The organism is Halopseudomonas oceani, assembly GCF_963677335.1.
Classification (GTDB): Bacteria; Pseudomonadota; Gammaproteobacteria; order Pseudomonadales; family Pseudomonadaceae; genus Halopseudomonas; species Halopseudomonas oceani.
The window spans coordinates 2,645,692-2,669,171 of sequence record NZ_OY781932.1; the positions used below are offsets into that span (position 1 = coordinate 2,645,692).

At 58.1% G+C, this 23,480-nt stretch carries 23 protein-coding genes; 16 read left to right on the forward strand and 7 right to left on the reverse strand.

Annotated features, from left to right (window positions below; all coding sequences use genetic code 11):
* Positions 1-4: 4 nt before the first annotated feature.
* Together ACKPCU_RS12440 and ACKPCU_RS12445 are read right to left on the reverse strand one after the other, a co-directional pair.
* Complete coding sequence (locus ACKPCU_RS12440) at positions 5-1,093, reverse strand: ATP-binding protein (RefSeq protein WP_104738338.1); 1,089 nt, start codon at positions 1,091-1,093, stop codon at positions 5-7.
* Positions 1,094-1,104: 11 nt separating this feature from the next.
* Positions 1,105-3,354, reverse strand: a complete 2,250-nt coding sequence (locus tag ACKPCU_RS12445; RefSeq protein ID WP_321347100.1) for an ATPase, T2SS/T4P/T4SS family — start codon at positions 3,352-3,354, stop codon at positions 1,105-1,107.
* A 389-nt stretch (positions 3,355-3,743) separates the two neighbouring features.
* Between ACKPCU_RS12445 and ACKPCU_RS12450 the strand changes: the two genes are divergently transcribed.
* The 13 genes from ACKPCU_RS12450 (at position 3,744) to ACKPCU_RS12510 (ending at position 13,849) form a co-directional block, all read left to right on the forward strand.
* Complete coding sequence (locus ACKPCU_RS12450; RefSeq protein WP_104738339.1) at positions 3,744-4,325, forward strand: DUF6151 family protein; 582 nt, start codon at positions 3,744-3,746, stop codon at positions 4,323-4,325.
* On the forward strand, positions 4,322-5,041 hold the full coding sequence (locus tag ACKPCU_RS12455) for a DUF4336 domain-containing protein (RefSeq protein ID WP_321347102.1): 720 nt from the start codon (positions 4,322-4,324) through the stop codon (positions 5,039-5,041). The genes ACKPCU_RS12450 and ACKPCU_RS12455 overlap by 4 nt, the downstream gene beginning before the upstream one ends.
* Positions 5,042-5,361: 320 nt before the next feature.
* The gene (locus ACKPCU_RS12460; protein ID WP_321347103.1) at positions 5,362-6,699 is read left to right on the forward strand and encodes a ferredoxin reductase family protein; all 1,338 of its coding nucleotides are present in this window, start codon (positions 5,362-5,364) and stop codon (positions 6,697-6,699) included.
* A gap of 107 nt (positions 6,700-6,806) precedes the next feature.
* Positions 6,807-7,265: a DUF2127 domain-containing protein gene (locus ACKPCU_RS12465; protein ID WP_321347104.1), complete on the forward strand. Its 459-nt coding sequence runs from the start codon at positions 6,807-6,809 to the stop codon at positions 7,263-7,265.
* A 241-nt stretch (positions 7,266-7,506) separates the two neighbouring features.
* Positions 7,507-8,292: a 3-methyl-2-oxobutanoate hydroxymethyltransferase gene (gene panB, locus ACKPCU_RS12470; protein WP_321347107.1), complete on the forward strand. Its 786-nt coding sequence runs from the start codon at positions 7,507-7,509 to the stop codon at positions 8,290-8,292.
* Between the two features lie 183 nt (positions 8,293-8,475).
* Positions 8,476-9,000: a hypothetical protein gene (locus ACKPCU_RS12475; RefSeq protein ID WP_321347109.1), complete on the forward strand. Its 525-nt coding sequence runs from the start codon at positions 8,476-8,478 to the stop codon at positions 8,998-9,000.
* Between the two features lie 105 nt (positions 9,001-9,105).
* Entirely contained in the window at positions 9,106-9,783 is a 678-nt protein-coding gene (locus ACKPCU_RS12480) for a LysE family transporter (RefSeq protein WP_321347111.1), read from the forward strand.
* A 100-nt stretch (positions 9,784-9,883) separates the two neighbouring features.
* A complete protein-coding gene (locus ACKPCU_RS12485) occupies positions 9,884-10,234 on the forward strand; it encodes a DMT family protein (protein WP_104738346.1) in 351 nt (116 codons plus the stop codon).
* Between the two features lie 61 nt (positions 10,235-10,295).
* A complete protein-coding gene (locus ACKPCU_RS12490) occupies positions 10,296-10,604 on the forward strand; it encodes a hypothetical protein (RefSeq protein WP_104738347.1) in 309 nt (102 codons plus the stop codon).
* Between the two features lie 75 nt (positions 10,605-10,679).
* Positions 10,680-11,096, forward strand: a complete 417-nt coding sequence (locus tag ACKPCU_RS12495) for a GFA family protein (RefSeq protein WP_321347115.1) — start codon at positions 10,680-10,682, stop codon at positions 11,094-11,096.
* A 194-nt stretch (positions 11,097-11,290) separates the two neighbouring features.
* Entirely contained in the window at positions 11,291-11,551 is a 261-nt protein-coding gene (locus ACKPCU_RS12500; protein ID WP_321347116.1) for a YebG family protein, read from the forward strand.
* Between the two features lie 427 nt (positions 11,552-11,978).
* Positions 11,979-12,158 (forward strand): hypothetical protein, encoded by a 180-nt coding sequence (locus tag ACKPCU_RS12505; RefSeq protein WP_321347118.1) that lies wholly within the window; start codon positions 11,979-11,981, stop codon positions 12,156-12,158.
* Positions 12,159-12,511: 353 nt separating this feature from the next.
* Entirely contained in the window at positions 12,512-13,849 is a 1,338-nt protein-coding gene (locus ACKPCU_RS12510) for a DUF1329 domain-containing protein (RefSeq protein WP_321347120.1), read from the forward strand.
* A 76-nt stretch (positions 13,850-13,925) separates the two neighbouring features.
* Here ACKPCU_RS12510 and ACKPCU_RS12515 read toward each other — a convergent pair whose 3' ends face one another.
* The gene (locus tag ACKPCU_RS12515; RefSeq protein ID WP_321347122.1) at positions 13,926-15,224 is read right to left on the reverse strand and encodes a methyl-accepting chemotaxis protein; all 1,299 of its coding nucleotides are present in this window, start codon (positions 15,222-15,224) and stop codon (positions 13,926-13,928) included.
* A gap of 254 nt (positions 15,225-15,478) precedes the next feature.
* Complete coding sequence (locus ACKPCU_RS12520; RefSeq protein ID WP_321347123.1) at positions 15,479-16,048, reverse strand: phosphoribosyltransferase; 570 nt, start codon at positions 16,046-16,048, stop codon at positions 15,479-15,481.
* A gap of 62 nt (positions 16,049-16,110) precedes the next feature.
* Here ACKPCU_RS12520 and ACKPCU_RS12525 point away from each other — a divergent pair, with 62 nt between their 5' ends.
* Positions 16,111-16,728 (forward strand): phosphoribosyltransferase, encoded by a 618-nt coding sequence (locus ACKPCU_RS12525; protein WP_321347125.1) that lies wholly within the window; start codon positions 16,111-16,113, stop codon positions 16,726-16,728.
* Between the two features lie 161 nt (positions 16,729-16,889).
* Positions 16,890-17,684, forward strand: a complete 795-nt coding sequence (locus ACKPCU_RS12530) for a transporter substrate-binding domain-containing protein (RefSeq protein ID WP_321347127.1) — start codon at positions 16,890-16,892, stop codon at positions 17,682-17,684.
* Here the strand turns inward: ACKPCU_RS12530 and ACKPCU_RS12535 are convergent.
* The 3 genes from ACKPCU_RS12535 to ACKPCU_RS12545 all read right to left on the reverse strand — a co-directional run bounded on the left by ACKPCU_RS12535 (position 17,678) and on the right by ACKPCU_RS12545 (position 21,208).
* Complete coding sequence (locus ACKPCU_RS12535) at positions 17,678-18,820, reverse strand: glutathione S-transferase family protein (protein ID WP_321347128.1); 1,143 nt, start codon at positions 18,818-18,820, stop codon at positions 17,678-17,680. The genes ACKPCU_RS12530 and ACKPCU_RS12535 overlap by 7 nt on opposite strands.
* Before the next feature lie 126 nt (positions 18,821-18,946).
* Positions 18,947-19,465 (reverse strand): Hcp family type VI secretion system effector, encoded by a 519-nt coding sequence (locus ACKPCU_RS12540; protein WP_104738356.1) that lies wholly within the window; start codon positions 19,463-19,465, stop codon positions 18,947-18,949.
* A 204-nt stretch (positions 19,466-19,669) separates the two neighbouring features.
* The gene (locus tag ACKPCU_RS12545) at positions 19,670-21,208 is read right to left on the reverse strand and encodes an MFS transporter (protein ID WP_321347131.1); all 1,539 of its coding nucleotides are present in this window, start codon (positions 21,206-21,208) and stop codon (positions 19,670-19,672) included.
* 178 nt (positions 21,209-21,386) lie between these two features.
* On the opposite strand from ACKPCU_RS12545, the gene metG reads away from it, so the two are divergent.
* Positions 21,387-23,435: a methionine--tRNA ligase gene (gene metG, locus ACKPCU_RS12550; protein WP_407651760.1), complete on the forward strand. Its 2,049-nt coding sequence runs from the start codon at positions 21,387-21,389 to the stop codon at positions 23,433-23,435.
* The last annotated feature ends 45 nt before the right edge of the window (positions 23,436-23,480 follow it).

Genomic DNA, 23,480 nt, shown 5'->3' on the forward strand with positions numbered 1-23,480 from the left:
CGTTTCAATCTAGCAGTTGGCGCTGTTCATACAGCTGCTGCCAGTGCTCGCCCGGCTTGCTGCTGACTTCGGTATCAAAGTAGTGACGCACGCGGCGGCGGTCCTGCGGGTTATCCTTCAACGCGGCGCCAATGATGAAGTGCAGCAGATCCTCGGGTGCCATCTTGCCATCGCGGTAGTACCAGGCGTACACCATCAGTGCGTGAGCGACGGCTACCGCTTCAGCGGTAGACATGACCGCTGCGGCCAGGCGGTCGGTACTTCGGCCACTCAGCGTCTGACCGTTGCGTAGTTCATGAAACACCGTCACCAGCATCTCCAGTATGGCTGGATCTGCGGTCATCTCTACCCCTGACTGACGCGCCAGCAGACCGGCTTCGCGCTGGACGATATCCAGTTCGGCATCCAGGTCGTCGATAGGCTCAATGGTTTCGAAGTTAAGACGTCGCTTCAGCGCTGCGCTCATATCGAACAGGCCACGGTCGAGCGAGTTGGAGGTGGCAATGACGTTGAACCCCTCACGGGCGTAGAGCACGCCGTCTTCTCCCTGCAACTCCGGTATCTGCAACTGCCGCTCCGACAGAATCGACAGCAAGGCATCCTGCACCAGCTGCGGACAGCGGGCCAGCTCTTCAAAGCGCACCAGCTTGCCCTGCTCCATACCGAGGAACAAAGCCCCCGGGATCAATGCTTCACGACAGGGTCCGAGCTTATCCAGCAAACTGGTGTTCCAGTCGTAGATCAATTGCCGGTAATGCGAAATGGTGCCGCCCTGAATGGTCAGACGCGATTGCCCCGAGACACCGCAGGCAATCAATTCGGACAGCCATGATTTGGCCGTCCCCGGTTCCCCGATCAGCATTGCCCCACGGTTGGTTGCCAGCGATACGATTACCCGGCTGACCATTTCTCGCGGCGCAACGAACTTGCGCTCAATCCCCAACGCGTCATTACCCAGCACAAAGTGCTCAATTGCGGTTGGCGACAGCAACCAGCCCGGCGGCACTGGCCCCTGGTCCCATTGCTGCAACTTGACCAGTTGATCATGGAAACGATCTTCTGCGGCGGGCCGCTGGATGGCCTTGTCTTTCATGTCCTATCTCCTCAGGCCTTCCATTGACCGCGTTTTTCCGGCGCCATGCGCTCCTGCGGCAGAATCCGCGGTAGCTCGCTAAGCGGAATGTTGCCCTGAATGACGTGATCCAAAGCGCTGTCACGCATAGTGTACAGCCCGGAATCCAGTGCCAGGGCTCGCAACTCGCCAACCGGCGTATGCCGTGATACCGCATTACGCAGCTCGCCATTGAACTGCAGATACTCAATAACGCCCACACGCCCTTTGGTGCCAGTGCCGTTGCACTGCGCGCACCCCTTGCCACGGAAGCAACGGAACCCCTTGGGAATCGCCTTGGGGAATACTTCCTTGAGAATTTCCGGGTCGGGTTCGTCCTCAACCTTGCAGTGCACACACACACGCTTGGCCAGACGCTGAGCAATGACCGCCAGCAGCTCGCTGGCCAGCGAGTTCGGGTGAACATTCAGGTCGAACAGGCGCTGCACGGCGTCTACCGCATCGTTACAGTGAAGGGTTGACAGTACAACGTGACCGGTCTGCGAGGCGCGGATGGCCTCCAGAGCGGTCTCATGATCACGAATTTCGCCGATCAGAATCACATCCGGGTCCTGGCGTACAAACGAACGCATGGCATCGGCAAAGTTGAAGCCGATATCCGGGCGCACCCGGGTCTGCTGGATATTGTCGATAGAGTATTCAATCGGGTCTTCGATGGTGATGACCTTGCGGGTGGTGTCTTCCGCCAATAGCTGCAGACCAGCATTAAGCGTGGTGGTCTTGCCCGACCCGGTCGGGCCAACTACCAGCACCAGTCCGGCCGGGTTGCGCAGCAACCGCCGGTAGGCGTTGGCAATATGCTCCTGCATACCCAGCTTTTCGATGCTGATCAGTGACGAGTTTTGCGGCAGCAAACGAATGACAACATGCTCGCCATGTAGCGACGGCTGCACTTGCACACGCAGATCAAATCGTGAGTCGCCCACCCGCGCCTGCGAGCGGCCGCCCTGGGGGAGCCGGCGCTCAGCGATGTTGAGTTCAGAGCGCAGCTTGATCACGTTGATCAGGCCAGCATACTCGGCAGGCGTGATGTAGTAGTGGTTAAGGTCGCGCAGTTCGCCATCCACCCGCAGCCGCACGCGAATATCTGCACCATAGCGCTCAAGGTGAATATCACTGGCACGATCAGCCACAGCATCCAGCAGCAAGGCCTCGTAGAGGTTGACCAGCTTGGCCTCGCTGTTTTCACTCTGCGCCGCCAGCAGGTCGCTGTCGGCGTCACTAGTCGCGGTTGGATCGATCCGATCAAGGGTCTGCCCACCGCGCTCAAGCGCACCCCAGATGCGGCGATAATCGACTGGGGTTACCAATACCCGGTCAATCTTCAGACCGGGAAACAGCTGCTGCACCTCATCCATCGGTGCGTTCGGATCGCGACAGGCAACAACAACCGTTTTGCCATCAGAGCGAATCGGAATGATGTGTTCGTGGCTGAGGTAGGCACGCGACAGGTTAGCGTGCAGCTGCGGGTCAATCCGTGCCATCACCTCGTTGGCACTGAGCAGCGGCAGTCCGTACTGGTCCGATAACGCGCGATACAGCTTCTGCGCGTCAAGATTCTGCAGGCGGCTGATTTCGTCGACGACCAGGGTCCGGTTGCGGGCAGCCTTCGCACGCGCCTCGCGCAGCACATCTGGCGAGACGAAACCCAGCTCGACGTAGATGTCGTCGCCACTGGTGACGAACTCGATAAAACCATGCTCACTGCGGGCAATGCGCTTGTTGCCGCGGTTGATGTATTTCACCAGTAGCTGACGAGAGGCGTCGCCAATCTCGATACAGACAAACTCACCACGCAACGCCAACTGGTCCCACAGCGGTTCTCTGGTCGCAATCTTGGGTGTGGAGACCAGGATCAGATCAAAGGGCGCCAGATCAGGCGCTCCCAGGTTGGCATCGCCGCAGCGCACTGTGACGTTCTGCAACCCCTGGGCTGCCAAGCGTTCACGTGACAGGTCAGCAAGTGGCTGCAGTCGCTCTACAGCCACTACTTCCTTCGCCAACATCGCCAATATGGCGGTCAGGTAGCCTGATCCCGAGCCCAGGTGCAGTACCCGAGACTGTCGGTCGATGCGGCAAATATCGAGTATCTGCTCGACTGCCTTTTGTGGAGGAATACCGCGACCAGCAACCCTGCGCTGGCCATCGCTGAGAATAAATGCCTTGCGGTCAACGCTCGCTATGGCATGCGCGTATCGCTCAATCCGATCGTTGCTTTGCAAATCCGTCCCCTGTCACGACTGCATACGGGCTTGGTTCAAGGTGGGGGCTGAAGCAGACGTGTCGGTGCCATAGCAGCAGGCGCCTCACTTCAGCCAGCACCACCGGCCAGCTTCAACGCCTTTATGCCAGCATTCCTGCAATTAGGCCAGCCACTCTTAGCTTTGGGGGGCAATAGTGGTCATCACCGTAACCCCGGGGTTTTGCCAATGTCAGACGCACAGGGACACTTGTTGTTGACTGTCCCCGGTACTGGCGACAGCGGCGCAAAAATCAGACACTACCGGATCACGGCAAGCCTGACCTGTCACGAACAGTCGCGATGACCGCGCTACAATACGTCGGTTCTGGTCTTTAATGAGCAAAGCCTACCCGATAAGGAGATGTGCATATGGACAACCTCGCACTGCAGTGCCAATGCGGCACCGTCAGGGGCCGAGCAATCAAGGTCTATCCTGTCGACGGCACGCGTGTCGTTTGCTACTGCCGCGACTGCCAGGCGTTTGCTCACGCCTTGAACGCGGCGGATCGGATACTCGATGCCGAAGGGGGGACCGATATCTACCAGCTCCCGCCAGCCAGACTGCAGATACACCATGGCCATGACCAGATTCGCTGTCTGCGCCTGAGCGAAAAAGGTCTGTACCGCTGGTACGCTGGCTGCTGCAATACCCCGATTGGCAACACCCTTGGCCCCGGCATGCCATTGGTGGGGCTCATCCACGCCTTCATCAGTGACCCGGATGCCGAGTTCAAGACCGGGCCCGTCCGCGCACTGGTCAACCTGAGCAGCGCCACGGGCACTGTTCCAAGAGAAAAGGTGCGGGCAGCGCCGGCCAAGGGCTACATGCGCAAGATCCTGTTCAAGATTGCGCTCTGGAAGCTGGGAGGGAAAACTCACCCCAACCCGTTTTTTGCCGGCAAAAAACCGATTACCGAACCACAAATTGTCTCGCCTGGTAGCACGGTATGAATCAACTCTGTTCTTCTGTTTGGCTGGTTGACGGCGAATCCGTTCGCTTCTTCACCCTGCCCTTCAGCACTCGAATGACGGTAATTCGTCTGGCCAACGGCGACCTGTGGGTGCACAGCCCGGTGCGCCTAACTGATCCACTGCGGGATGCGATTGACGCACTCGGGCCCGTACGCTGGCTAATCGCCCCCAACCATTTGCACCACCTGTTTGTTGCAGATTGGCAGCAGGCCTGGCCAAACGCTGCATTGTGGGGGACCCGTGAGGTCCAGGAGAAACGGCCCGACTTGCGATTTGACGGCACACTCGGTGAAGGTGCGCCGCCTTGGCTGGCAGAAATAGACCAACTGCTGTTCACCGGGTCACCCGCCATGACCGAGTGCGTTTTCCTGCACAAGGCCTCGCGCACCTTGATCGTTGCAGACCTGATTGAGAACTTTCACCCTGACCAGTTGGGCTGGCTGCAACGACCACTGGCCAAAGCCGCCGGAGTCGTTTCACCCAATGGCGGCATGCCAATTGACTGGCGCTTCAGCTTTCGCGGCCACCATGACCAGGCCAGAGCCCATATTGAGCATATACTGGCGTGGCAGCCAGAGCGCATTGTCATGGCTCACGGGGTCCTGATCGAAAGCAACGCTGACGCGTTTTTGCGCCGGTCCTTTCGCTGGTTGCGCCCCGGACCGGCCAGTAAATCCGCGCAGGAGAAGAGCTGAGCGGCGGTAGTATGCCAGCGGTGGGGTCTTCCCCGCCGCTCTTCGTCGCCCCGGAAGTTCATTCACGGCTGACAGGCCGGTATTTACAGATATCGGTTACCGGGCTGCTGGCCGGCTGTGCAATTGGCAGCGTTGGAGAGCGTGAAAGCGGGTCACTAGGTAACCAGGTTCGGGCGGATAGCCAGGAATTCGAGCCACAATAATCCGTTCTTTTCCCTCCCGATGCCCCTGTGTTGCAGTACCATAAGTCGTCAAGCGACCGCTCTGTTCCGGGCATTTAGTCGGTCGCAAAGTCATTCGACTTAACACGAGTGCTAACCATGAGCCGAATCAAGCTGGCGCTTTGCCTGCTGTTGCTAGCCACCTCCGCTGCCTGGCTGGCGGCCGATACCCTACTGCCTACCCCCTTTACGTACTTCGCATTTCGCGGGGTATTTGTGCAGTACTCCGGTGTCCTTGCCATGGCGATGATGAGTGTCGCGATGATTCTGGCCAGCCGTCCTTGCTGGCTTGAACGGCACCTGGGCGGCCTCGACAAGATGTACCGCCTGCACAAATGGCTTGGGATCGGTGCGTTATTTGTCTGCACGGCACACTGGTGGTTTGCCAAAGGCACCAAGTGGATGGTGGGGTGGGGATGGCTCAGCCGTCCCGCCCGCCGCGAGGGGGGCGCCGGGCTAGATATCTCGGCAGCAGAACAATGGCTGCGGAGCCAGCGTGGGCTGGCCGAATCGTTGGGAGAATGGGCCTTCTATGGTGCTGCTGCGCTGATTATTCTTGCGCTGCTCAAAGCGGTCCCTTACCGCTGGTTCAAGAAGACGCATAACTGGCTCGCAATCACCTATCTGGTCCTCGCGTGGCACAGTCTGGTGTTGATCAAGTTCAGCTACTGGAGTCAGCCTGTTGGCTGGCTGACTCTACTGCTGCTGATCGCCGGGTGTGTCTCGGCAGTGTTGGTATTGACCGGACGGGTTGGCCGCAGTCGCAGAGCTCAAGGGCAGATTGAAGAAATAACCCATTACCCCGGTGTTGACGTAATTGAAGCGCGAATAGCGCTGACTGATTACTGGCCCGGCCATAGCCCGGGTCAGTTTGCGTTCGTGACATCCAAGGCTGATGAAGGCGCTCACCCCTACACCATAGCCTCAGCGTGGGACCCGGCCATGCCAAAGGTCACCTTCGTGGTCAAGGCGTTGGGTGACTGGACCCGACAGCTCAAGCACTGGCTGCGGGTCGGCATGCAGGTCACCGTTGAAGGTCCATACGGCTGCTTCGACTTCTCTGACCCGGCTCCCCGGCAAATATGGGTAGGCGCAGGCATTGGGGTTACGCCTTTCATCGCGCGGATGAAATATCTGGCGCAGCAAGGCGGCGAGCACGATATTGATTTTTTCCACGTCACCAGCGATGTCGACCAGGCAGCCATCGATAAGCTGTCTGCCGATGCGGCCGCTGCCGGCATACGTCTGCACTTGCGCGTCTCGCCGCGCGACGGTCGCCTGACAGCCGAGCAGATAAGAATTCTGGCTCCGCATTGGCAGCAGGCCAGCGTGTGGTTTTGCGGCCCGACCGCGTTTGGGCAGGCCCTGCGGCGCGACTTCATCAGCCTGGGGTTGTCCGGTAAACGGATACACCAGGAGCTGTTCGAAATGCGTTAGCTTTTCACCCTCCTGCTCCGCAACACAAAGCATGTCGGCCAGGCCGAATGAATGTACGATCAACGCCAACGACAACGGCCGGAATAGATAGAAGGCAAGGTATCGGCATGAAACTGTCTGGTTTGAAACCTATTGCGCTGTTCGAGGCCAGCAAGGGACTGCTGGCACTGCTCGTCGCGCTCGGCATTCACGAACTCGCTGGCGATAACCTGCAAAGCGTCGCCGAATCACTAGTCGCTCACCTGCACCTGAACCCCGCAAGTCACTTGCCTAGCATCATTATTGACGCCAGCCGCAGCCTAAGTGACGCGCGGCTTGGGTTGATTGCCACCGGCGCCATGGTCTACTCACTGGTGCGGTTCATCGAGTCCTGGGGCTTATGGCATCAGGTTCGCTGGACCGAGTGGTTTGCTCTGGTCAGCGGTGCCATATACCTGCCTGCCGAGCTCTATGAGCTCGCTACGAGCCCGAACCTGCTCAGTGCCGGGCTGCTCGTACTCAATCTGGCTATCGTGCTTTATCTGTATCTGACGCTGCGGGTCCAGCGTAAAACCCACCAGCAGTGATTCCATAGACCCGCTTTCGGGCGCTATGCCCACACCATTGGTAAGCGGCGCCACAAGGCATGTCAGCGAGCAGGCTTGGCTGCGCCGATGGTACCGGCCAAACAAAATAACCATCGCCAATAGTGCTTGAGCGTCTTTCGCTTTACTGGTATCCCAGCACTCGGCACTGGCTTGCGACTACCTGCGAAAGCTGCAGCGTTGTGAGCCTGAGCCGGATACCACCGAACTGGGAGACATCACCATGACTCTGCACGAAGCTGATTTTCTTGCCCGCAAGGGCAAAAAACCAATCACCATGTTGACCGCCTATACCTGCCCGGTTGCCCGTGGCATTGAAGCAGCTGGCGTACCGGTGATTCTGGTCGGCGATACCGTGGGTATGGTCGAAATGGGGTTTGAAAGTACCCGTGATGTGACCCTGGAGCATATGGAGTATCACATTGGAGCGGTACGGCGCGGCGCGCCCAACACCCATATCATCGGCGACCTGCCCTACTTGACCGATACCGATCCGCAGACGGCCCTGGCGAGCGCCCAACGGCTGATTGCCGCCGGCGCTAGCAGCATCAAGCTTGAGGGCCCAAAGGAGGAAGTGATTCGGCACCTGGTCGACAACGGCATTGCTGTGGTTGGCCATACTGGGCTGACACCGCAGACCGCTACATCCTTTAAACGGGTCGGGACCGATGATGCTGACGCCCGGCGTATTCTCGAGGAAGCCAAGCTGATCGAAGACGCAGGCGCGTTCATGGTTGTTCTGGAACATATCCCTTACAGCCTTGCAGGCGTTATTACCCGCACGCTGCGTATCCCGACTATCGGTATCGGTGCGGGCCCCGACTGCGACGGTCAGGTACTGGTCATCAACGACGCGCTCGGCTTGGGCGACTACTGGCCGCCCTTCTCCAAGCAGTACGCGCACGTCAGCGACACCATCCTCAAGGTTGCTCGGGATTTCACCGCCGAGGTGGAATCGCTTGAGTTTCCCAACAACATCATTCAACTGACCGGCACCGGTCGACGCTGAGGTATGTTCCTGCGGCGCGCCTGCGCGCCGCAGGAAACCGTTATCGTGTTTCTTGCAGCTACCCAGAGAAAAGAGCGAACGCAGAAGCCGCATTCTTGAGCTGCAAACGCGTATACGTGTCACTTCCCGTCATCGGCCAACTATGCTTGACTGACGCCTTACCCCGCTGCGCAGGAGGCGCGCATGACCACTCGAGCAATCCTACTGCTGTCCGCTTTCCTGCTACTGGGTGGGTGCAAGCAAGACGTCGAATCCATCTCGCTGCCGGAGTTTATTCAGGACTGGACGCAGGACCAGCGCAGCGATGAACAGGTGATATGGGACGGGCTAGTCGGCAACTGGTATGGCTCACTGGTACGCGAGGATGGTTCTCGCCACCAATGGCTCAATCGACATTATGCTGACGGAACCTACGAAGTCGATTTTCAGACCGTCAGCACCAACGGGAGGGTCAGTTTCTCCCGCGAAACGGGTCAATGGGGCGCGGCTGGAGGCATCTATTTCACCATTTTTCGCGGCTGGCTATACGGCGACGAGTTCGAACCGTCCGATCCGAGCGATGCGTTCAACTACGACGCCTATCGCATGCTCAAGCTGCAATCTGACCTGGTCATTTACGAAAGCCTGAAGACGAAAACGCGCTACGAAGCACGCCGAGTACCAGAGGGATTTCGCATTCCCGCGCCAGATGAAGAGACCGGTATCTAATAACAGCAACGACGTCTCCACGCTTTACACACGCTTGCAATATCCCGCTTGGATACGGCACAAGCCAATGCCATTATGCGGGGCTCAATTTTTCCGGATATCGCCATGCTGACTCTGTTTTTCGCTGCTGCTGCCCTTGGCCTAATCTTTAACGCCGCCCCTTGCGCAGTCTTCGCTGAAACCGTGCGTGAAGGCATTCGGGGCGGTTTTCGCTCCGCGTTTGCGGTGCAGATTGGTTCACTGGTCGGCGACGCGACCTGGGCCATTCTCGGGCTCGGTGGAGTCGGTTTGCTGTTGCAGATGGAGGTCTTGCAGATACCGGTTGCAATAGCAGGGGCAGCCTATCTGCTATGGCTATCCTGGGAATCCTGGTCAAGTGCCGATCAGGAGTTTGCAGTGGACACTCAGACCGGCGCTCCCTGCCGTAAGCGTGCGCTGCGCGCCGGCGCCGTGCTGTCTCTGACCAACCCGCAGAACATTGCCTACTGGGTAGCATTGGGTAGCGCCATGGGGGCGGTGGGCGTTAACAACCCGACGCTATCGGACTATGGCATGTTCTTCGCGGGTTTCATGACTGCATCGGTCGCCTGGGCGTTCGTCTGCGCCGCCATCGTTGATCGGGTATTCCGTAACGCCGGCCGCCGCTGGGCGCGGCTGACCTATCGGATATGTGCCATCGCCTTTCTTGCCCTGGCGCTGGCATCGATCAAGAACCTGCTGCAACCCGGTTCAGAGACCACCGGTACAACCGTCATCATGACGGATACGCACCCACGGGCCTGACTTCCTTGCCAAAGCGCATCGTCAGGCGCGTATATCGGCCCATGCCCGAGGCGAGCCCTACTTTCCACCAGTCTTGTGTACTGCCTCTCGAGTAGCTGCCATGCACCCAGTGCTTATCTCCATTTCGTTGCTGGTCTGCAGCAACATCTTCATGACCTTCGCCTGGTACGCCCACCTCAAGGAGCTGAACAACAAACCCTGGATCATTGCAGCCTTAATCAGCTGGGGGATTGCCCTTTTTGAATACCTGCTACAGGTGCCCGCCAATCGGATTGGTTTCAGTGTGTTGTCAGTTGGCCAACTGAAGATTATTCAGGAGGTCATTACTTTGTCGGTATTTGTTCCCTTTTCGGTGATGTATCTCAAGGAGCCACTAAAACTGGACTACCTGTGGGCCGGACTCTGCCTGCTCGCTGCGGTCTACTTCATGTTTCGAGACAAGCTGGCTTAACCTCGGCAATGATCTGATCTAAGGTGCACATATCTCGTCACTCAGCCTGTAAGGAACGCGCGTGCTGATCCCCCTTCTGGTTAATCTGGTCATGCTGTTCGGCGCTCTGGTGCTGTTCTTTGCCGCCTGCGGCATCGCCAACAATTGCGACAACCTGAGCCCTCTAGAAAACAAAATACTCGACAGCAGTCTGTTTGTGCCGGGGCCGCTGCATCTGGTTACGCTGCTCGTGATTGGGCTGGAGGCGCTGTCATTGCTGCAGATCCAGAACCCGCGCTGGTTGTACCTTCCCGCTGTCGTCAGCATTGCCTACTGGATCACCCTGATGATGATCAACGCCCGCAAGAATCGGTATCTCCGCGCCGACTGAATCTGTCGCACGGCGACAAGACAGCGCTCAGCCTCAACTGGCACAATACGCTGTCCTTGCCATGTGAGCCCCGCTATGAACGCAATTCAGTACCCTATCTCTGGCTCCTGCCAATGCGGCAGCGTCAGCTACCAGTTGCTGGCACCACCGCAAGCAGTCATGGCGTGTCACTGCCGTGAGTGTCAGAAGCTCTCCACCAGCGCCTTCAGCATCACCGCGATCGTTCACGAGCAGGACATTCGCTTCAGCGGGCCGCTGTCGCACTGGAGCCGCGTGGCCGACAGCGGCAACATCAATGGCGCCGCCTTTTGCCCGACCTGTGGCAATCGCATCTACCACTACAGCCCGGCGCAGCCTGGCATCATCAAGCTGAAGCCGTCGAATCTCGACGATACACGCGTTATCAAACCTACCCGTCACGTATGGGTTAGCGAGAAGCAGGACTGGTACCAGATTCCTCCGGGCGTCGAGGTATTCGATTACCAACCCTGAAAACGGGCTGATCGATCAACCACGATACCTACGCTCAGAAACCTGCACCTCCTTCTCGGTGAGCCTACCGCGCGTAGGCACGCACTCTCTGACCGATGTAATTCGCGCTTTACACTGTATTTTCATACAGTATGATAGTGGCGTCTGGGCGCAGCGTGCGCTCACCCTTCTTTGCCAACAAGCCAGAGGTGCGCATGGCCGTTGAAATTGTTTACCGCAGTAGCAGAGACCCGGAGCAACTGTTCATGGATAAAGCCCAAGCAGACCGTCATGACAAGATGCTGGAACTGGCTGAAACACTGAGTGAGGTGTTGCAGAAAGCGGTACCACAACTGGGCGAACAGCTTGCCGAAGAGGTCAGCATCTACATGGCCCGTAACCGCGACATCTTCGCCAAAGCCTTCAAAAACAACCCCGAGGTCCTGACCGAACTGGATAGTTCCGGGGCGGCTTGAATCAGGTTACAGGTACATCCAGAAGTTCGGATGGGCCTCTGCAGGCTGCTCGCTAGTCACAGGTTGGCGCAGGCGGACAATACGTTTGATCATCTTCATGGTGAATCTCCCGGTGGTAATGTTGGTCACAGGGAGATAGTGCTGCAGCGCAGTTTTTCGGTGAAATCAATTAACTTAATGGCGTTAATTGAACCGCCCTTAACGCAGCAACACATTACCGCCACTAAAGAAGGCATTCGAGGGAAAGTTATTCGCTTGAATCCAGCCAAACCTACGATGGTTACCTGTTTGTTTATCAGGGCAGCTTTGACCCTGCCGATCAGGTGGCCAACTTTGTCGCCGGGGACGATGACGGTAACGGCGGCGTAACCACGTCCGATATCGATAACATCAACCTGACAGCCGGGACCCAGTACATTATCGTCGATTGTATGTTGCCAATAATCGCCTGCAGACGAGCAACCCTGATCGTGATTACTTCACTGCAAGCATCGGCATTGAAGCGGCGTTCAGTGAAGAACTGACGGCATACGCTAACTACAGTACCAGCATCGACTCTGCTGACAGCTACGGCTCTGCCGTTGCCGGCGTTCAGTTGCGCTTCTGACGGTCGTCAGTTGGCATCCTGCTTGTTGTCGGGGCGCGGACTCGCCGCCAGCCTGATCGGATTGCCCAGCCCCTGAGCCAGCATACCCGCAGAGGCGACCTAGCCTGGTCGCCCGCTGGCAATGGGCTGCTCTTAGTAAGGGTTTCACCAGCTGACCTAACGGCAGCAAAAGAGAACCAGCTCACAGCTTGCAGAACGGTCTTGTAGCAATTTGTAGTCAACACCATGACGCCGGACATTTAACGCTACAATTCGCGCGAAATTTGGCCATGCGGCCAACCCTCCTCCCTTACTGAATAGCCGAAACCACGGCCAGCATCTGTGTTCCGGCCAGCGTTACAAGGAGTTAAACCATGCGCAGGATGATTGCATTTATTGCCGTAATGGCCTTCGCCAGCGCGGCATACGCCAAGGTGGAGCCCGACGAAGCCCTCCGACTGGGCCGCGACCTTACCCCTCTCGGTGCCGAGCAAGCCGGCAACGCTGAAGGCACGATTCCAGCCTGGACCGGTGGCACCAGCGCTCCGGCGGGCTATCATCCCGGCATGCACCACCTTGACCCGTTCGCTGCCGACGCCGAACTGTTCCGCGTGGATATCACCAACCTCAGCCAGTATCAGGATCAGTTGCCTGCAGGCCTCGTCGAGTTGCTCAAGCGTCAGCCTGAATACTATCTGCGCGTCTTTCCCAGTCGCCGCAGTGCTTCAGCGCCTGAGCGTATCTATCGCGCAACCCGAGCCAACGCCACGCGCGCCGAACTGATCGCCAACGGCAACGGCATACGCGGAGCAGCGACGGGCATTCCGTTCCCGATCCCGCAGGAAGGCATGGAGGTTATCTGGAACCACATCCTTCACTACAAAGGCGAGCAGAACCGCTTCATTAACAGTCAGGCCGTCGTAATTAATGGCAAGGCCAACCTGATCACGCGTGACCGGTCGATCTATTACGTTTACAACCGTGATGGCATGACCACCGAGCAATTGGACAACACGCTGCTGTATTACAAGTATGTAGTCACCGCGCCTGCCAAGCTCGCGGGTACGGCGCTGGTCGTACAGGATCCGCTGGATCAGGTGTTGACCACTCGCCGCGCCTGGCGCTACAGCCCGGATAGCCGCCGAGTCCGTCGCCTGCCCGTGCTCGCCTATGACTCAATTCAACCTGACACCAGCGATCTGGCCACCGCAGACGTGGTGGATTCGTTCAATGGTGCGCCGGACCGCTACGAGTGGAACCTGGTAGGCAAGCAGCAATTGCTGGTGCCCTACAACAGCTATGCGGTGCATCAGCAGGGCATTCCCTACGATCAGATTGTGCTACCGAACACCCTTAATCCGGCGCTGCTGCGTTACGAGCTGCACCGTGTGTGGGTACTCGACGCCACCCTGCGTACCGGCTATCACCACCCATACGCGGCGCGGCGCTTTTACATCGACGAAGACAGTTGGCAGATCCTGGCTGTCGATCTGCGCAACAGTGCGGGTGAATTGATTGGTCTGCAGGAAAGCCACCCAATCAACTACTACGACGTTCCGATGTTCAGTAGTACTCTGGAGACCTTATACCACCTGCAGGACGGCAACTATTTCGTCGACGGCCTGGATAACAACGAGCCGATGTACGACTTCAATGCACCGCTGACGCCTCGAGACTTCTCGCCGCAAGCGCTTCGTCGCGCAGGTAACTGAGCCGGCGGGCGCGGCGAAACGTTTCACTGCGCCCCCCTGAAAGCTGGCGGCTAGCACCTAGCCGCTGGCATGCTTACTAGCCTGCGTCCAGCAACCCGGACGTAGTGCGGCAGACATTCTCTGCGCCCTGATGGATTTCCTGCATGATTGAGCTGACCTGACGAGTTCGCTCGCTGCCCTCCTCGGCAGTAACGCTGACCGAGTCGATGGTGTCGGTCACCCTGCGGGTTAACTCACGATTGCGCTGCACTACTTCGGCAATCTGTGACGTCGACTTGCTGGTGCGAGCCGCCAACTGGCGCACTTCATCAGCTACAACCGCAAAGCCCCGCCCCTGATCGCCGGCGCGTGCGGCCTCAATGGCGGCGTTCAGTGCCAACAAGTTGGTCTGATCGGCAATCGCAGAAATGGTTGCAACAATTTCCTCAATGTTCTTGGACTGGGCGTTGAGCTGGGCAATTAACGCTATCGCGTCAGCCACTTGAGCCGCAATCTGTACAGATGTATCTACTGCTGCTTGCAACGATGCCATTCCTTGCTCGGCGATGGCGGCGGTCTCCTCGGACGTGCTACTGGCAACCTCGGCGGCTTGCCGAACAGCTTGACCCTGCTCAATTCGCTCGGTGATATCACTGGCAAATTTAACTACTTTGGTGACATTGCCTTGCTCATCAAAAATCGGGTTATAGGTAGCTTCCAGCCAAACAGTTCGACCCTGGCTATCAAGCCGGTCAAATTGCCCTGACATGAACTGACCACGTGCCAACTCTAACCAAAAATTGGGGTGCTGTTGGTAGAAGGCATCGGAGCAAAAAATACGGTGGTGCTTGCCCTTGATCTGCTGCAACGAATAACCAACCGCAGCCAGAAAGTTACTGTTGGCAGTAATGATCTGACCATCCGGAGTGAATTCGATGACGGCAAGAGACTTGTTTAACGCGGCCATCAGTGCCTGTTGATCGAGCCCAGCACGGCGCTCGGAAGAGACGTCGCTGGCCAGCATGACCACTTTGCAGATCCGGCCGCTGGCATCCGGCACCGGTACATATGTTGCTTCCAGCCACAGAGTTCGGCCATTAGCGTCCAGACAACGATACGTGCCGGCGCAGGCTTGCCCCTGGGCCAGCTTCTCCCAGAACTGACGTTGCCCGGCTGTATCTTTCGGTGAGCACAGTTGGCTATGCGGTTGACCAACAAGTCGTTCGCGTGAATAACCTAGCAACATGAGCATAGGATCATTCGCATTAATTATCCGGCCATCTGGCGAACACTCGAGGCAAGCCATGTGGGTCTTCAATGCGGTGATTTGAGCTTTCTGCTCTTCCAGGTCACGTCCTTGCGACTTATACATGTCTTTCAATTTATTATTGAACATATAAGCGCGCTCGCGAAATTTAATGAAGGCACAACGCCATCATCATACCGAGGCGGCATCTTGCCGAATACACGACTAAAGACCTATGTGTTTCCAAATATGTGTGGCAGAAGCCGCTTTATTTCCAACTGCGATCAGTAAACGCTGCAATAACTATACTTGGGTATTACAGCCGCTTTTTCTGCGGCAACCAAATCGACGACGACGCATTACTGCGCGACAACAGGCTAACTAAGACGATAGCAGGTTCAGCGTCAGACGGGCTGCAAATGCGCCTGCAGAATCTCATACAGCGCCGGACGGTTCGCCTTGATCTCTTCCGCACTCAAGCCCTCAAGCGAATGCGGATACTTCAGCCAGGCGTCGGTGCTGTGCAGATAGTACTGCGGCTCCCAGTCCAGCTCGTTGCGGCTTGGCTTGTAGTACGGCACGGCGACACGGATATCGTGGGGTGTATTCAGGCGCGCTTTCTGCCGCAGCTCGTTGATGATGGCCTCCAGCGAGCGGCCGGTGTCAAAAACGTCGTCAACGATCAACAACGAATCCTCGTGGGTCACATGCTTGACCAGATAGTTCAGGCCGTGCACACGCACTTCCTTACTCTGCTGGTCAATGCCGTGATACGAGGACGTACGAATCGCAATGTTGTCGGTGTGTACCCCGTGGTAGTCCAGAAACTCCTGAACCGCGATACCCATCGGCACGCCACCGCGCCAGACCGCAATCATGAACGTCGGGCGAAAGCCCGAATTGAGCACCTGCGCGGCCAGACTGAAAGCGTCTTCGAGCAGACTTTGTGCACTAAGGTATTGTTTCTCAGCCATAAGACCGTAAGCTTCTCCAGAATCGCGCCATGATCACACCAGAGGGAGCCGCCTGGCAAGCTATGAACCAATCCAATTCCCCGCAGCAAAGCACTCGCAATCGCCGTTTCCTCGATGAAAACCAGCTCATCGAAGATGCGTTTCGTCTTGGCGTACAGATTTTCGAGAGCGGTTTCCGTCCCAATTTCATCGTTGGGCTGTGGCGTGGCGGCAGCACTGTAGGTATCTACGTGCAGGAGTGCCTGCAGACCCTGGGTGTCAAAACCGACCATATTGCGTTGCGCACCTCCTATCGCGGCATGGAGCATTACGAAGCCATGGTCGCAGCACCTGAAGCCGAGATTCGCGTGCACGGCACCCACTACCTGCTGGACAACCTGAACCAAAGTGACCGGCTGTTGATCGTCGACGACGCATTCGGCACCGGGCACAGCGTGCAGGCGGTTATCGACAAGCTGAATGGGCAGCTCAAACGCAACATGCCGACCGATACCCGCATCGCAACGCTCTATAAGCGTACCGGCGCGGCGAAGACCAGCCTGCAGCCTGACTTTTGCCTGTACTCAACCGAAGACTGGCTGGTGTTTCCTTACGAAATGAACGGTTTGACTCGCTCGGAGATAGATCAGCACAAGCCCTATCTGAGCCCGATCCTCGATTCCGTCAAGGCACTGGACTAAGTTCTCCTGCGACCTCACGGTAGTGCCGCAAGACTAACCGCCGCGTCTCTGGCGCGGCCATCCCCCCCTACCCCATTCAGGTGATTCGCTGGACGCCCTGACTCCCGCTCGCTATCTTCGGTACACACCCATGCGTTTGTTACACCACAATGACAACAACAATGAAAACGCCTGTTGCCCTTGGCCAAAGGGTTATTCGTGCACTTGTCGGCCTGGTGCTGGCTCTCGGTACGCCTGTCGCTAGCCTCGCCAACCAGTCCGATCTGCCCGTGCTGACGGCTGGCTACATTCAGTTCCCCCCGCTGGCCTATACCGACGAGCAAGGCCAAGCTCAGGGACGCATCATCGAGCTGACCAACGAACTGGCGGCAGCCAGCGGATTCCGGGTTGAGTGGAAGCGTTACCCGATCAACCGCATCTATCATTACCTTGAGACCGGCGATATAGACCTGTGGCCCGGCTCACCAGGGGTGCCGGCCTTGAGCAGGTTTACCGTGGAATCCAGTGCCCTCGACATCAACGTCAAGCTGTGCGCCTTTGCCCTTGAAGGCACTCCGAAAGTCAGCAGCCTCCAAGACCTCTCCAGGCACGACTTGGTGCTTATCCGGGGGTACACCTATCGAGAGCAACTCAACCGGGTTATTGCCGAGAACCACTCCCATCCGATTGTGGCGCCGGACCACATCGCTGCGATGGAATTGCTGCTGCGCGGGCGGGCGCAATATCTGATCAGTTACGGCCACCCAATGCAGCGCGCAATGCGCCATTACCCGCTGCAAGGCACTCGCTGCGACCAACTGGACGAATGGCCACTGGTCTATGTCATTTCACGGCGTAACCCGGACGCCCTACAACTTGCGGAAACACTCGACTCGGCTTTTCTTCAGTGGCGTGAAGCCAATCCCCAGCCGCCGATGTTGCGTGGAGTCCGGCGTCGCCTAGCGACAACTCATTGAGTGGGCGCCACACCCTCCCAGACTTCGATGTTGTGCCTGCGCCCTACTCTCCATTGACGCCCGAGCCGGACGGCATCGGCTAGTCCGAGTTCAGCTAGGCGACCCTGAACCCTCGCACGCTCCGGCTCTTGCAGCCCCAGCAGGGTATCGGTTGCACGCTGCAGAATGTAAAGCAGGTAAGGCTCGACCCCGACCTCAATGGTGGCACCACGAAACCGGGTTTGAATCATCCCCACTTGGCGCACCTGCGGCTTTTCTGTGACCGGGGTACCGTCGGCGGGCTGCAACTCGGCAACCCAGGCATCAAGAAACGCCAGCTTATCCGTCAACTCCGGAAAGATTTCCTCGGCGATATGCTGCAACACCGGGATCAGCGTTGAAGGTAAGTCATCATTGGCGACGAACGCTGGCTCCGACTCGGGGTACTCGACCACATCGAGTCCTGGCGCTGTCATCCGCTCGACCCAGCGGTGAACACGTGGTGCCCGGCGCTGCATGATGGCCAGCGGTACCGGGTCGCGGCCCAAGTGGGCAAACATCGGGCCGATCAGGCCATAGTCGGCAATCGAAGGCTGAGTGCCGAGCAAATATGGCCATTCTGCAAAGTGTTGCTCCAGGCGGTCGAGCAACTGCAGGAAGGACGACTCGATCTGCGGAATACTGTCTGCGTTGACTCCCAGACGCGGTAAATAGGAGTTCATCCGGCCCATGATCTGCTCGGCCAGCTGAGCCCCCGAGCCGAGAGTAAAGGCGCAACGCAGGAACGCTTCCTGCTCCGCCCGGTATGACCAGCGGTAGTGCATGGCGTGTTTCAACATGGCCTGCCCACCGTAATACTCAATAATAACGGCAACAACGCGCTGTAACGGAGTCTGTGGGTAGGCTGGCCAAGGGACGCCCTGCGCCTCCAGGTGATCGATGATGTCGACGGTATCCTGGATTACCTGACCGTCTGGCGTTTCCAGCACCGGGATGATGCCTCGCCCGATTTGCGGAAGAATGCGCTCGGCAAAATCTGGATGCCAGGTCGATAGTTCAACGTAGGGCAGCCCCTGATTGCGTAGATAGCAACGTGCCTTACCGGTATACAGCGAATGCGACGCGCCATACAGGCGATAGGCTGAGGTAGATTTCATCAGGGCTCCCTTGGTTGTTGTCTGTTTTCCCCGCACAAATACTGCCAGCGACGCAGAAAGTAGACAACCCGAGGGAATGTCTCGTGAATACCACCTCCCCCGTGTGAGTAGAGGTGGTAACCGTGATCAGGCTGCGATCGGGCTGCGCCAGTCGTCAGAGCCGGAGGTGCCGGACACTTCATGTGTCCAGATGATCTTACGGTAGGTGAAATACACGTCTTCCAGATGCGTAAAATGCGCTTTGGCCGGGTCCTGGCAGTTGGGCATCTGTGACTGGACGTCGACGATGATGGCGTCCTGCAGTTCGATGGTGAAGTAATGTTCCTGCGTGCCGGTTGCGGATGTGCGATACCACTCCAGTCGGCAGCGTGACAGCCGCTCGCCGGAGGTCAGCGCGTTGAAGATAAGTGGCGAGGACTTGTCGAACACCTTGGTGATCATCAGCGGCTTGTGTACCCGCTGACCTGTCGGCTGACCCGACTGGGGATCACGCGGAATGATGACCTGGTGATTGAAGCCCTGCACCAGTACCTGGTCTTCGTGACCTTCCTGAAAGATATTGCCGACCGAGTCCTCGGTAAAAGTACCGGCGGTAATCAGCCCCTGTTTGGTGCCTTCGATAGTGAGATAGGCAGGTGTTGGCATGTGTGCTCCTTGCGTCAGTCAGTTGCTCCGGAAAATCCCGGGAAAACTCTTCTTACAAGAGCCAAGCCAAGTAAAAATAAGGTTTAAATCTCAGTAGGTTAGCAACACGTCCTCACTCAGAACATGACATTATTCCGAGATATCAAGAGTCTGGTTGGGCAACTTCTTCCGACCGACTGCGCAGGTCTCTGCGCAGCCGTTTGATCATCGATGCGGTTTGGCGCCGGCCAGATAGCGCCCCGTCAGCCAGGCTGCGCCGCCCATGATGATTGCGCCAATCAAGGCATTGGTCTGCAGCGCCAGGGTAAAACTCAGTTGCAGCGCCGACAGCACCTGAGTCGCCATCACCTCTGGCAAGTGTGCGGCCAGGCCAAGCGCACCTCCAACCGTATCGCTGGCAACTTCGATCTGATGTGCACTCAACCCGGCAGGCAATTGCTCCATCATATGCTCTCGGTAAACGGCGGCGCCCACGCTGCCGATCACCGCTATGCCCAGTGCCATCCCCATCTCGGTTGCGGTTTCGGACGTTGCAGCCGCAGCGCCGGTTTTCTCTGGCGGCGCCGACCCGATCACCAGATCAGTGCCCAGAATCATCATCGGCATGATACCGACGCCCAGCAGCACGGTGGCCAGCACCATCAGCCATGGCCCCGGGAACTGCCCGATCACCAACAGCACCAGGAAACCCATTACGGCAATCAGCAGCCCTCCGCTGATCAGCACGCGCGGCGCTAGCCAGCGCGCCATGCGCGGCACCAAAAGCGAGGCCGCCGTCTGCAACAGCGCCGACGGCAGCATGACCAGCCCTGCCTGGAGTGGCGTCATACCAAGCGCTCCCTGCAGGTACTGGAAGATCAACAACCAGGCGCCCGACAGCGCCAGAATACAAAGCATCATAGCGCTGACCGACACGCTGAACGCAGGCTGGCGAAACAGCGCAAGGTCAAACATCGGCTCAACCAGTCGGCGCTGACGGCGAACAAACAGGGTGCCAACCAGCAAACCGGCCAGCAGGGAACCGCTGGCCAATAGGTTGACCCCGTCGCGCGCGCTGTCTTTGATGCCAAAGATCAATAACAACACGGCACTGATGCACAGCAGCGCGCTGGCAAGATCCAGGCGGCCGGCCTGCTCGTCACGAAACTCGGGCAACAGCCAGGGACCTACCAGCAGAAGCAAGACCATCACCGGTACTGCCAACAGAAACACCGAGCCCCACCAGAAGAACGCGAGCATGATGCCGCCGACCAGTGGACCAATAGCGCTACCAACAATGAAGCCAGTCATCCAGATGGTAATTGCCAAGGTGCGCTCATGTTCGAGGTGGAACATATTGCGGATCAGCGCCAAGGTCGACGGCATCAAGGTTGCACCCGCGATGCCGAGCAACGCCCGAGTGGCGATCAGCATCACCGAGCTATGGGCAAAGGCCGCGGCAAGGGACGCTAGTCCGAACGCAGTTGCGCCAATCAGCAGCAAGCGACGCCGGCCGATCCGGTCACCTAGGGTGCCCATGGTGATCAGAAACCCCGCCACCATAAAACCGTAGATATCCAGAATCCACAGCAGCTCGGCACTTGAAGGCTCAAGATCAGCGCTCAGGTGCGGCGCAGCAAGGTGTAATACCGTCATGTCCAGGGCTAGTAACAGGGTGGGCAACACCAGCACGGCGAGGCCCAACCATTCGCGACGGCCAGCACGCGGATGGACAGGGGAAGTTGAAGCGGGGGTGAATGGCATGGAGCCTCCTTGCAACAGGACCTTATACGCCGGCGCCAATCGTCTCAGCAAGGTACAGTTGCAACTGCAAATTACAATACAGCCCTTCTCGCAGGCGCTGCCAAGACTCCCTTCGCAGCGCCCCTTCTGCTATCATCCCAGCCCTTTCACGTTCAACCGCAAAGTATCCCAAACGCCCATGTCCGATATCGCCGCGACTCGTCAGATCCTCGTTACCAGCGCCCTGCCCTATGCCAACGGTTCCATCCACCTTGGGCACATGCTGGAGTACATTCAGACCGACATCTGGGTTCGTTTCCAGAAGCTGCGTGGCCATCAGGCCGTCTACGTCTGCGCGGACGACGCCCACGGCTCTGCCATCATGCTGCGCGCCGAGAAGGAAGGCATCACTTCCGAGCAGTTGATCGCCAACGTACATGCCGAGCATTCAGCAGACTTCGCGGACTTTCTGGTCAACTTTGACAATTTTTACTCCACCCATTCGGAGGAAAACCGCGAGCTGGCAGAGCTGATCTATAGCCGTCTGAACGCGGCTGGCCACATCAGCACCCGCTCGGTGACCCAGTACTACGATCCGGAAAAGGGCATGTTCCTGGCCGACCGCTTCATCAAGGGCACCTGCCCCAAGTGCGCGGCAGAGGACCAGTACGGTGACAACTGCGAGAAGTGCGGCGCAACCTACGAGCCAACCGAACTGAAAGACCCACGCTCGGCGATCTCCGGCGCAACCCCGGTCCTGAAAGACTCCAAGCACTTCTTCTTCCGCCTGCAAGATTTCGCCGACATGCTCAAACAGTGGACCCGCAGCGGTGCCCTGCAGGACGCCGTCGCGAACAAGATTGCCGAATGGCTGGATAGCGGCCTGCAGGAATGGGACATCAGCCGTGACGCGCCCTACTTTGGCTTCGAGATTCCAGGCGAGCCCGGCAAGTACTTCTACGTCTGGCTGGATGCACCAATCGGTTACATGGCCAGTTTCAAGAACCTCTGCAGCCGTCGTCCCGAGCTGAGTTTTGACGCTTTCTGGAATGCAGACTCCAACGCCGAGCTATACCACTTTATCGGCAAAGACATCGTCAACTTCCACACGCTGTTCTGGCCGGCGATGCTGGAAGGCGCAGGCTTCCGCAAGCCGACTGCGGTCAACGTACACGGCTACCTGACTGTCAACGGTCAGAAAATGTCCAAGTCGCGCGGCACCTTTATCAAGGCGCGCACCTATTTGGATCACCTGAACCCCGAATACCTGCGCTACTACTACGCCGCCAAGCTCGGCCGTGGCGTGGAAGACCTGGACCTGAACCTGGAAGACTTTGTACAGAAGGTCAACTCTGATCTGGTCGGCAAGGTAGTCAACATCGCCAGCCGCTGCGCCGGCTTCATCCACAAGGGCAACGGCGGCGTGATGATCGAGGGCAACCCGGCTCCGGAACTGAGCAGCGCCTTTATCGACGCAGCACCAAGCATCGCTGACGCGTACGAGAAGCGTGATTTCTCCCGCGCCATGCGCGAAATCATGGCGCTGGCCGACAAGGCTAACGCCTGGATTGCTGACAAGGCACCATGGGCATTGAACAAGCAGGAAGGCAAGCAGGATGAAGTCCAGGCCATCTGTGCACTGGGTATCAACCTGTTCCGCCAGCTGGTGGTTTTCCTCAAGCCGGTACTGCCAAATCTGGCGGCCGACGCAGAGGCCTTCCTGAACGTTGCACCGCTGCGCTGGGACGATCACCAGACGCTGCTGACCAATCACCAACTCAATGCGTTCAAGCCGCTGCTGGCCCGTATTGAACCGGCGAAAATCGACGCCATGATCGATGCGTCCAAGGAAGATCTGGCCGCAGCCGAGAGCACCGCCCCGGCGGGTAACGGTGAGCTGGTCAAGGAACCGCTGGCCGAGGAAATCAACTTCGACGCCTTTGTCGCCGTTGACCTGCGCGTGGCGTTGATCGAGAAGTGCGAGTTCGTTGAAGGTGCCGACAAACTGCTTCGTCTGAGCCTCGATATCGGTGATGCCAAGCGCAATGTGTTCTCCGGCATCAAGAGCGCCTACCCGGACCCGAGCAAGCTCGAAGGCCGCCTGACCCTCTACGTTGCCAACCTGGCACCGCGCAAGATGAAGTTCGGTGTTTCCGAGGGCATGGTGCTGGCGGCAGGACCGGGCGGTGAAGAGATTTTCCTGCTCAGCCCGGATCAAGGCGCCAAGCCGGGCCAGCGGGTCAAGTAAGCAAAAGCGGAGCAATCAGCGGGCGGCCTGCCGCCCGATTAGCCT

Excerpts from the sequence above, each read along its gene's own strand:
- panB (WP_321347107.1), top strand. The coding sequence starts at position 7,507 with ATGACTCTGCACGAAGCTGATTTTCTTGCCCGCAAGGGCAAAAAACCA.
- ACKPCU_RS12450 (WP_104738339.1), top strand. The coding sequence starts at position 3,744 with ATGGACAACCTCGCACTGCAGTGCCAATGCGGCACCGTCAGGGGCCGA.
- ACKPCU_RS12455 (WP_321347102.1), top strand. The coding sequence starts at position 4,322 with ATGAATCAACTCTGTTCTTCTGTTTGGCTGGTTGACGGCGAATCCGTT.
- ACKPCU_RS12520 (WP_321347123.1), bottom strand. The coding sequence starts at position 16,048 with ATGGCTGAGAAACAATACCTTAGTGCACAAAGTCTGCTCGAAGACGCT.
- ACKPCU_RS12540 (WP_104738356.1), bottom strand. The coding sequence starts at position 19,465 with ATGCCAACACCTGCCTATCTCACTATCGAAGGCACCAAACAGGGGCTG.
- ACKPCU_RS12480 (WP_321347111.1), top strand. The coding sequence starts at position 9,106 with ATGCTGACTCTGTTTTTCGCTGCTGCTGCCCTTGGCCTAATCTTTAAC.
- ACKPCU_RS12510 (WP_321347120.1), top strand. The coding sequence starts at position 12,512 with ATGCGCAGGATGATTGCATTTATTGCCGTAATGGCCTTCGCCAGCGCG.
- ACKPCU_RS12500 (WP_321347116.1), top strand. The coding sequence starts at position 11,291 with ATGGCCGTTGAAATTGTTTACCGCAGTAGCAGAGACCCGGAGCAACTG.
- ACKPCU_RS12460 (WP_321347103.1), top strand. The coding sequence starts at position 5,362 with ATGAGCCGAATCAAGCTGGCGCTTTGCCTGCTGTTGCTAGCCACCTCC.
- ACKPCU_RS12440 (WP_104738338.1), bottom strand. The coding sequence starts at position 1,093 with ATGAAAGACAAGGCCATCCAGCGGCCCGCCGCAGAAGATCGTTTCCAT.
- metG (WP_407651760.1), top strand. The coding sequence starts at position 21,387 with ATGTCCGATATCGCCGCGACTCGTCAGATCCTCGTTACCAGCGCCCTG.
- ACKPCU_RS12465 (WP_321347104.1), top strand. The coding sequence starts at position 6,807 with ATGAAACTGTCTGGTTTGAAACCTATTGCGCTGTTCGAGGCCAGCAAG.
- ACKPCU_RS12545 (WP_321347131.1), bottom strand. The coding sequence starts at position 21,208 with ATGCCATTCACCCCCGCTTCAACTTCCCCTGTCCATCCGCGTGCTGGC.
- ACKPCU_RS12515 (WP_321347122.1), bottom strand. The coding sequence starts at position 15,224 with ATGTTCAATAATAAATTGAAAGACATGTATAAGTCGCAAGGACGTGAC.
- ACKPCU_RS12530 (WP_321347127.1), top strand. The coding sequence starts at position 16,890 with ATGAAAACGCCTGTTGCCCTTGGCCAAAGGGTTATTCGTGCACTTGTC.
- ACKPCU_RS12525 (WP_321347125.1), top strand. The coding sequence starts at position 16,111 with ATGAACCAATCCAATTCCCCGCAGCAAAGCACTCGCAATCGCCGTTTC.
- ACKPCU_RS12495 (WP_321347115.1), top strand. The coding sequence starts at position 10,680 with ATGAACGCAATTCAGTACCCTATCTCTGGCTCCTGCCAATGCGGCAGC.
- ACKPCU_RS12535 (WP_321347128.1), bottom strand. The coding sequence starts at position 18,820 with ATGAAATCTACCTCAGCCTATCGCCTGTATGGCGCGTCGCATTCGCTG.
- ACKPCU_RS12475 (WP_321347109.1), top strand. The coding sequence starts at position 8,476 with ATGACCACTCGAGCAATCCTACTGCTGTCCGCTTTCCTGCTACTGGGT.
- ACKPCU_RS12485 (WP_104738346.1), top strand. The coding sequence starts at position 9,884 with ATGCACCCAGTGCTTATCTCCATTTCGTTGCTGGTCTGCAGCAACATC.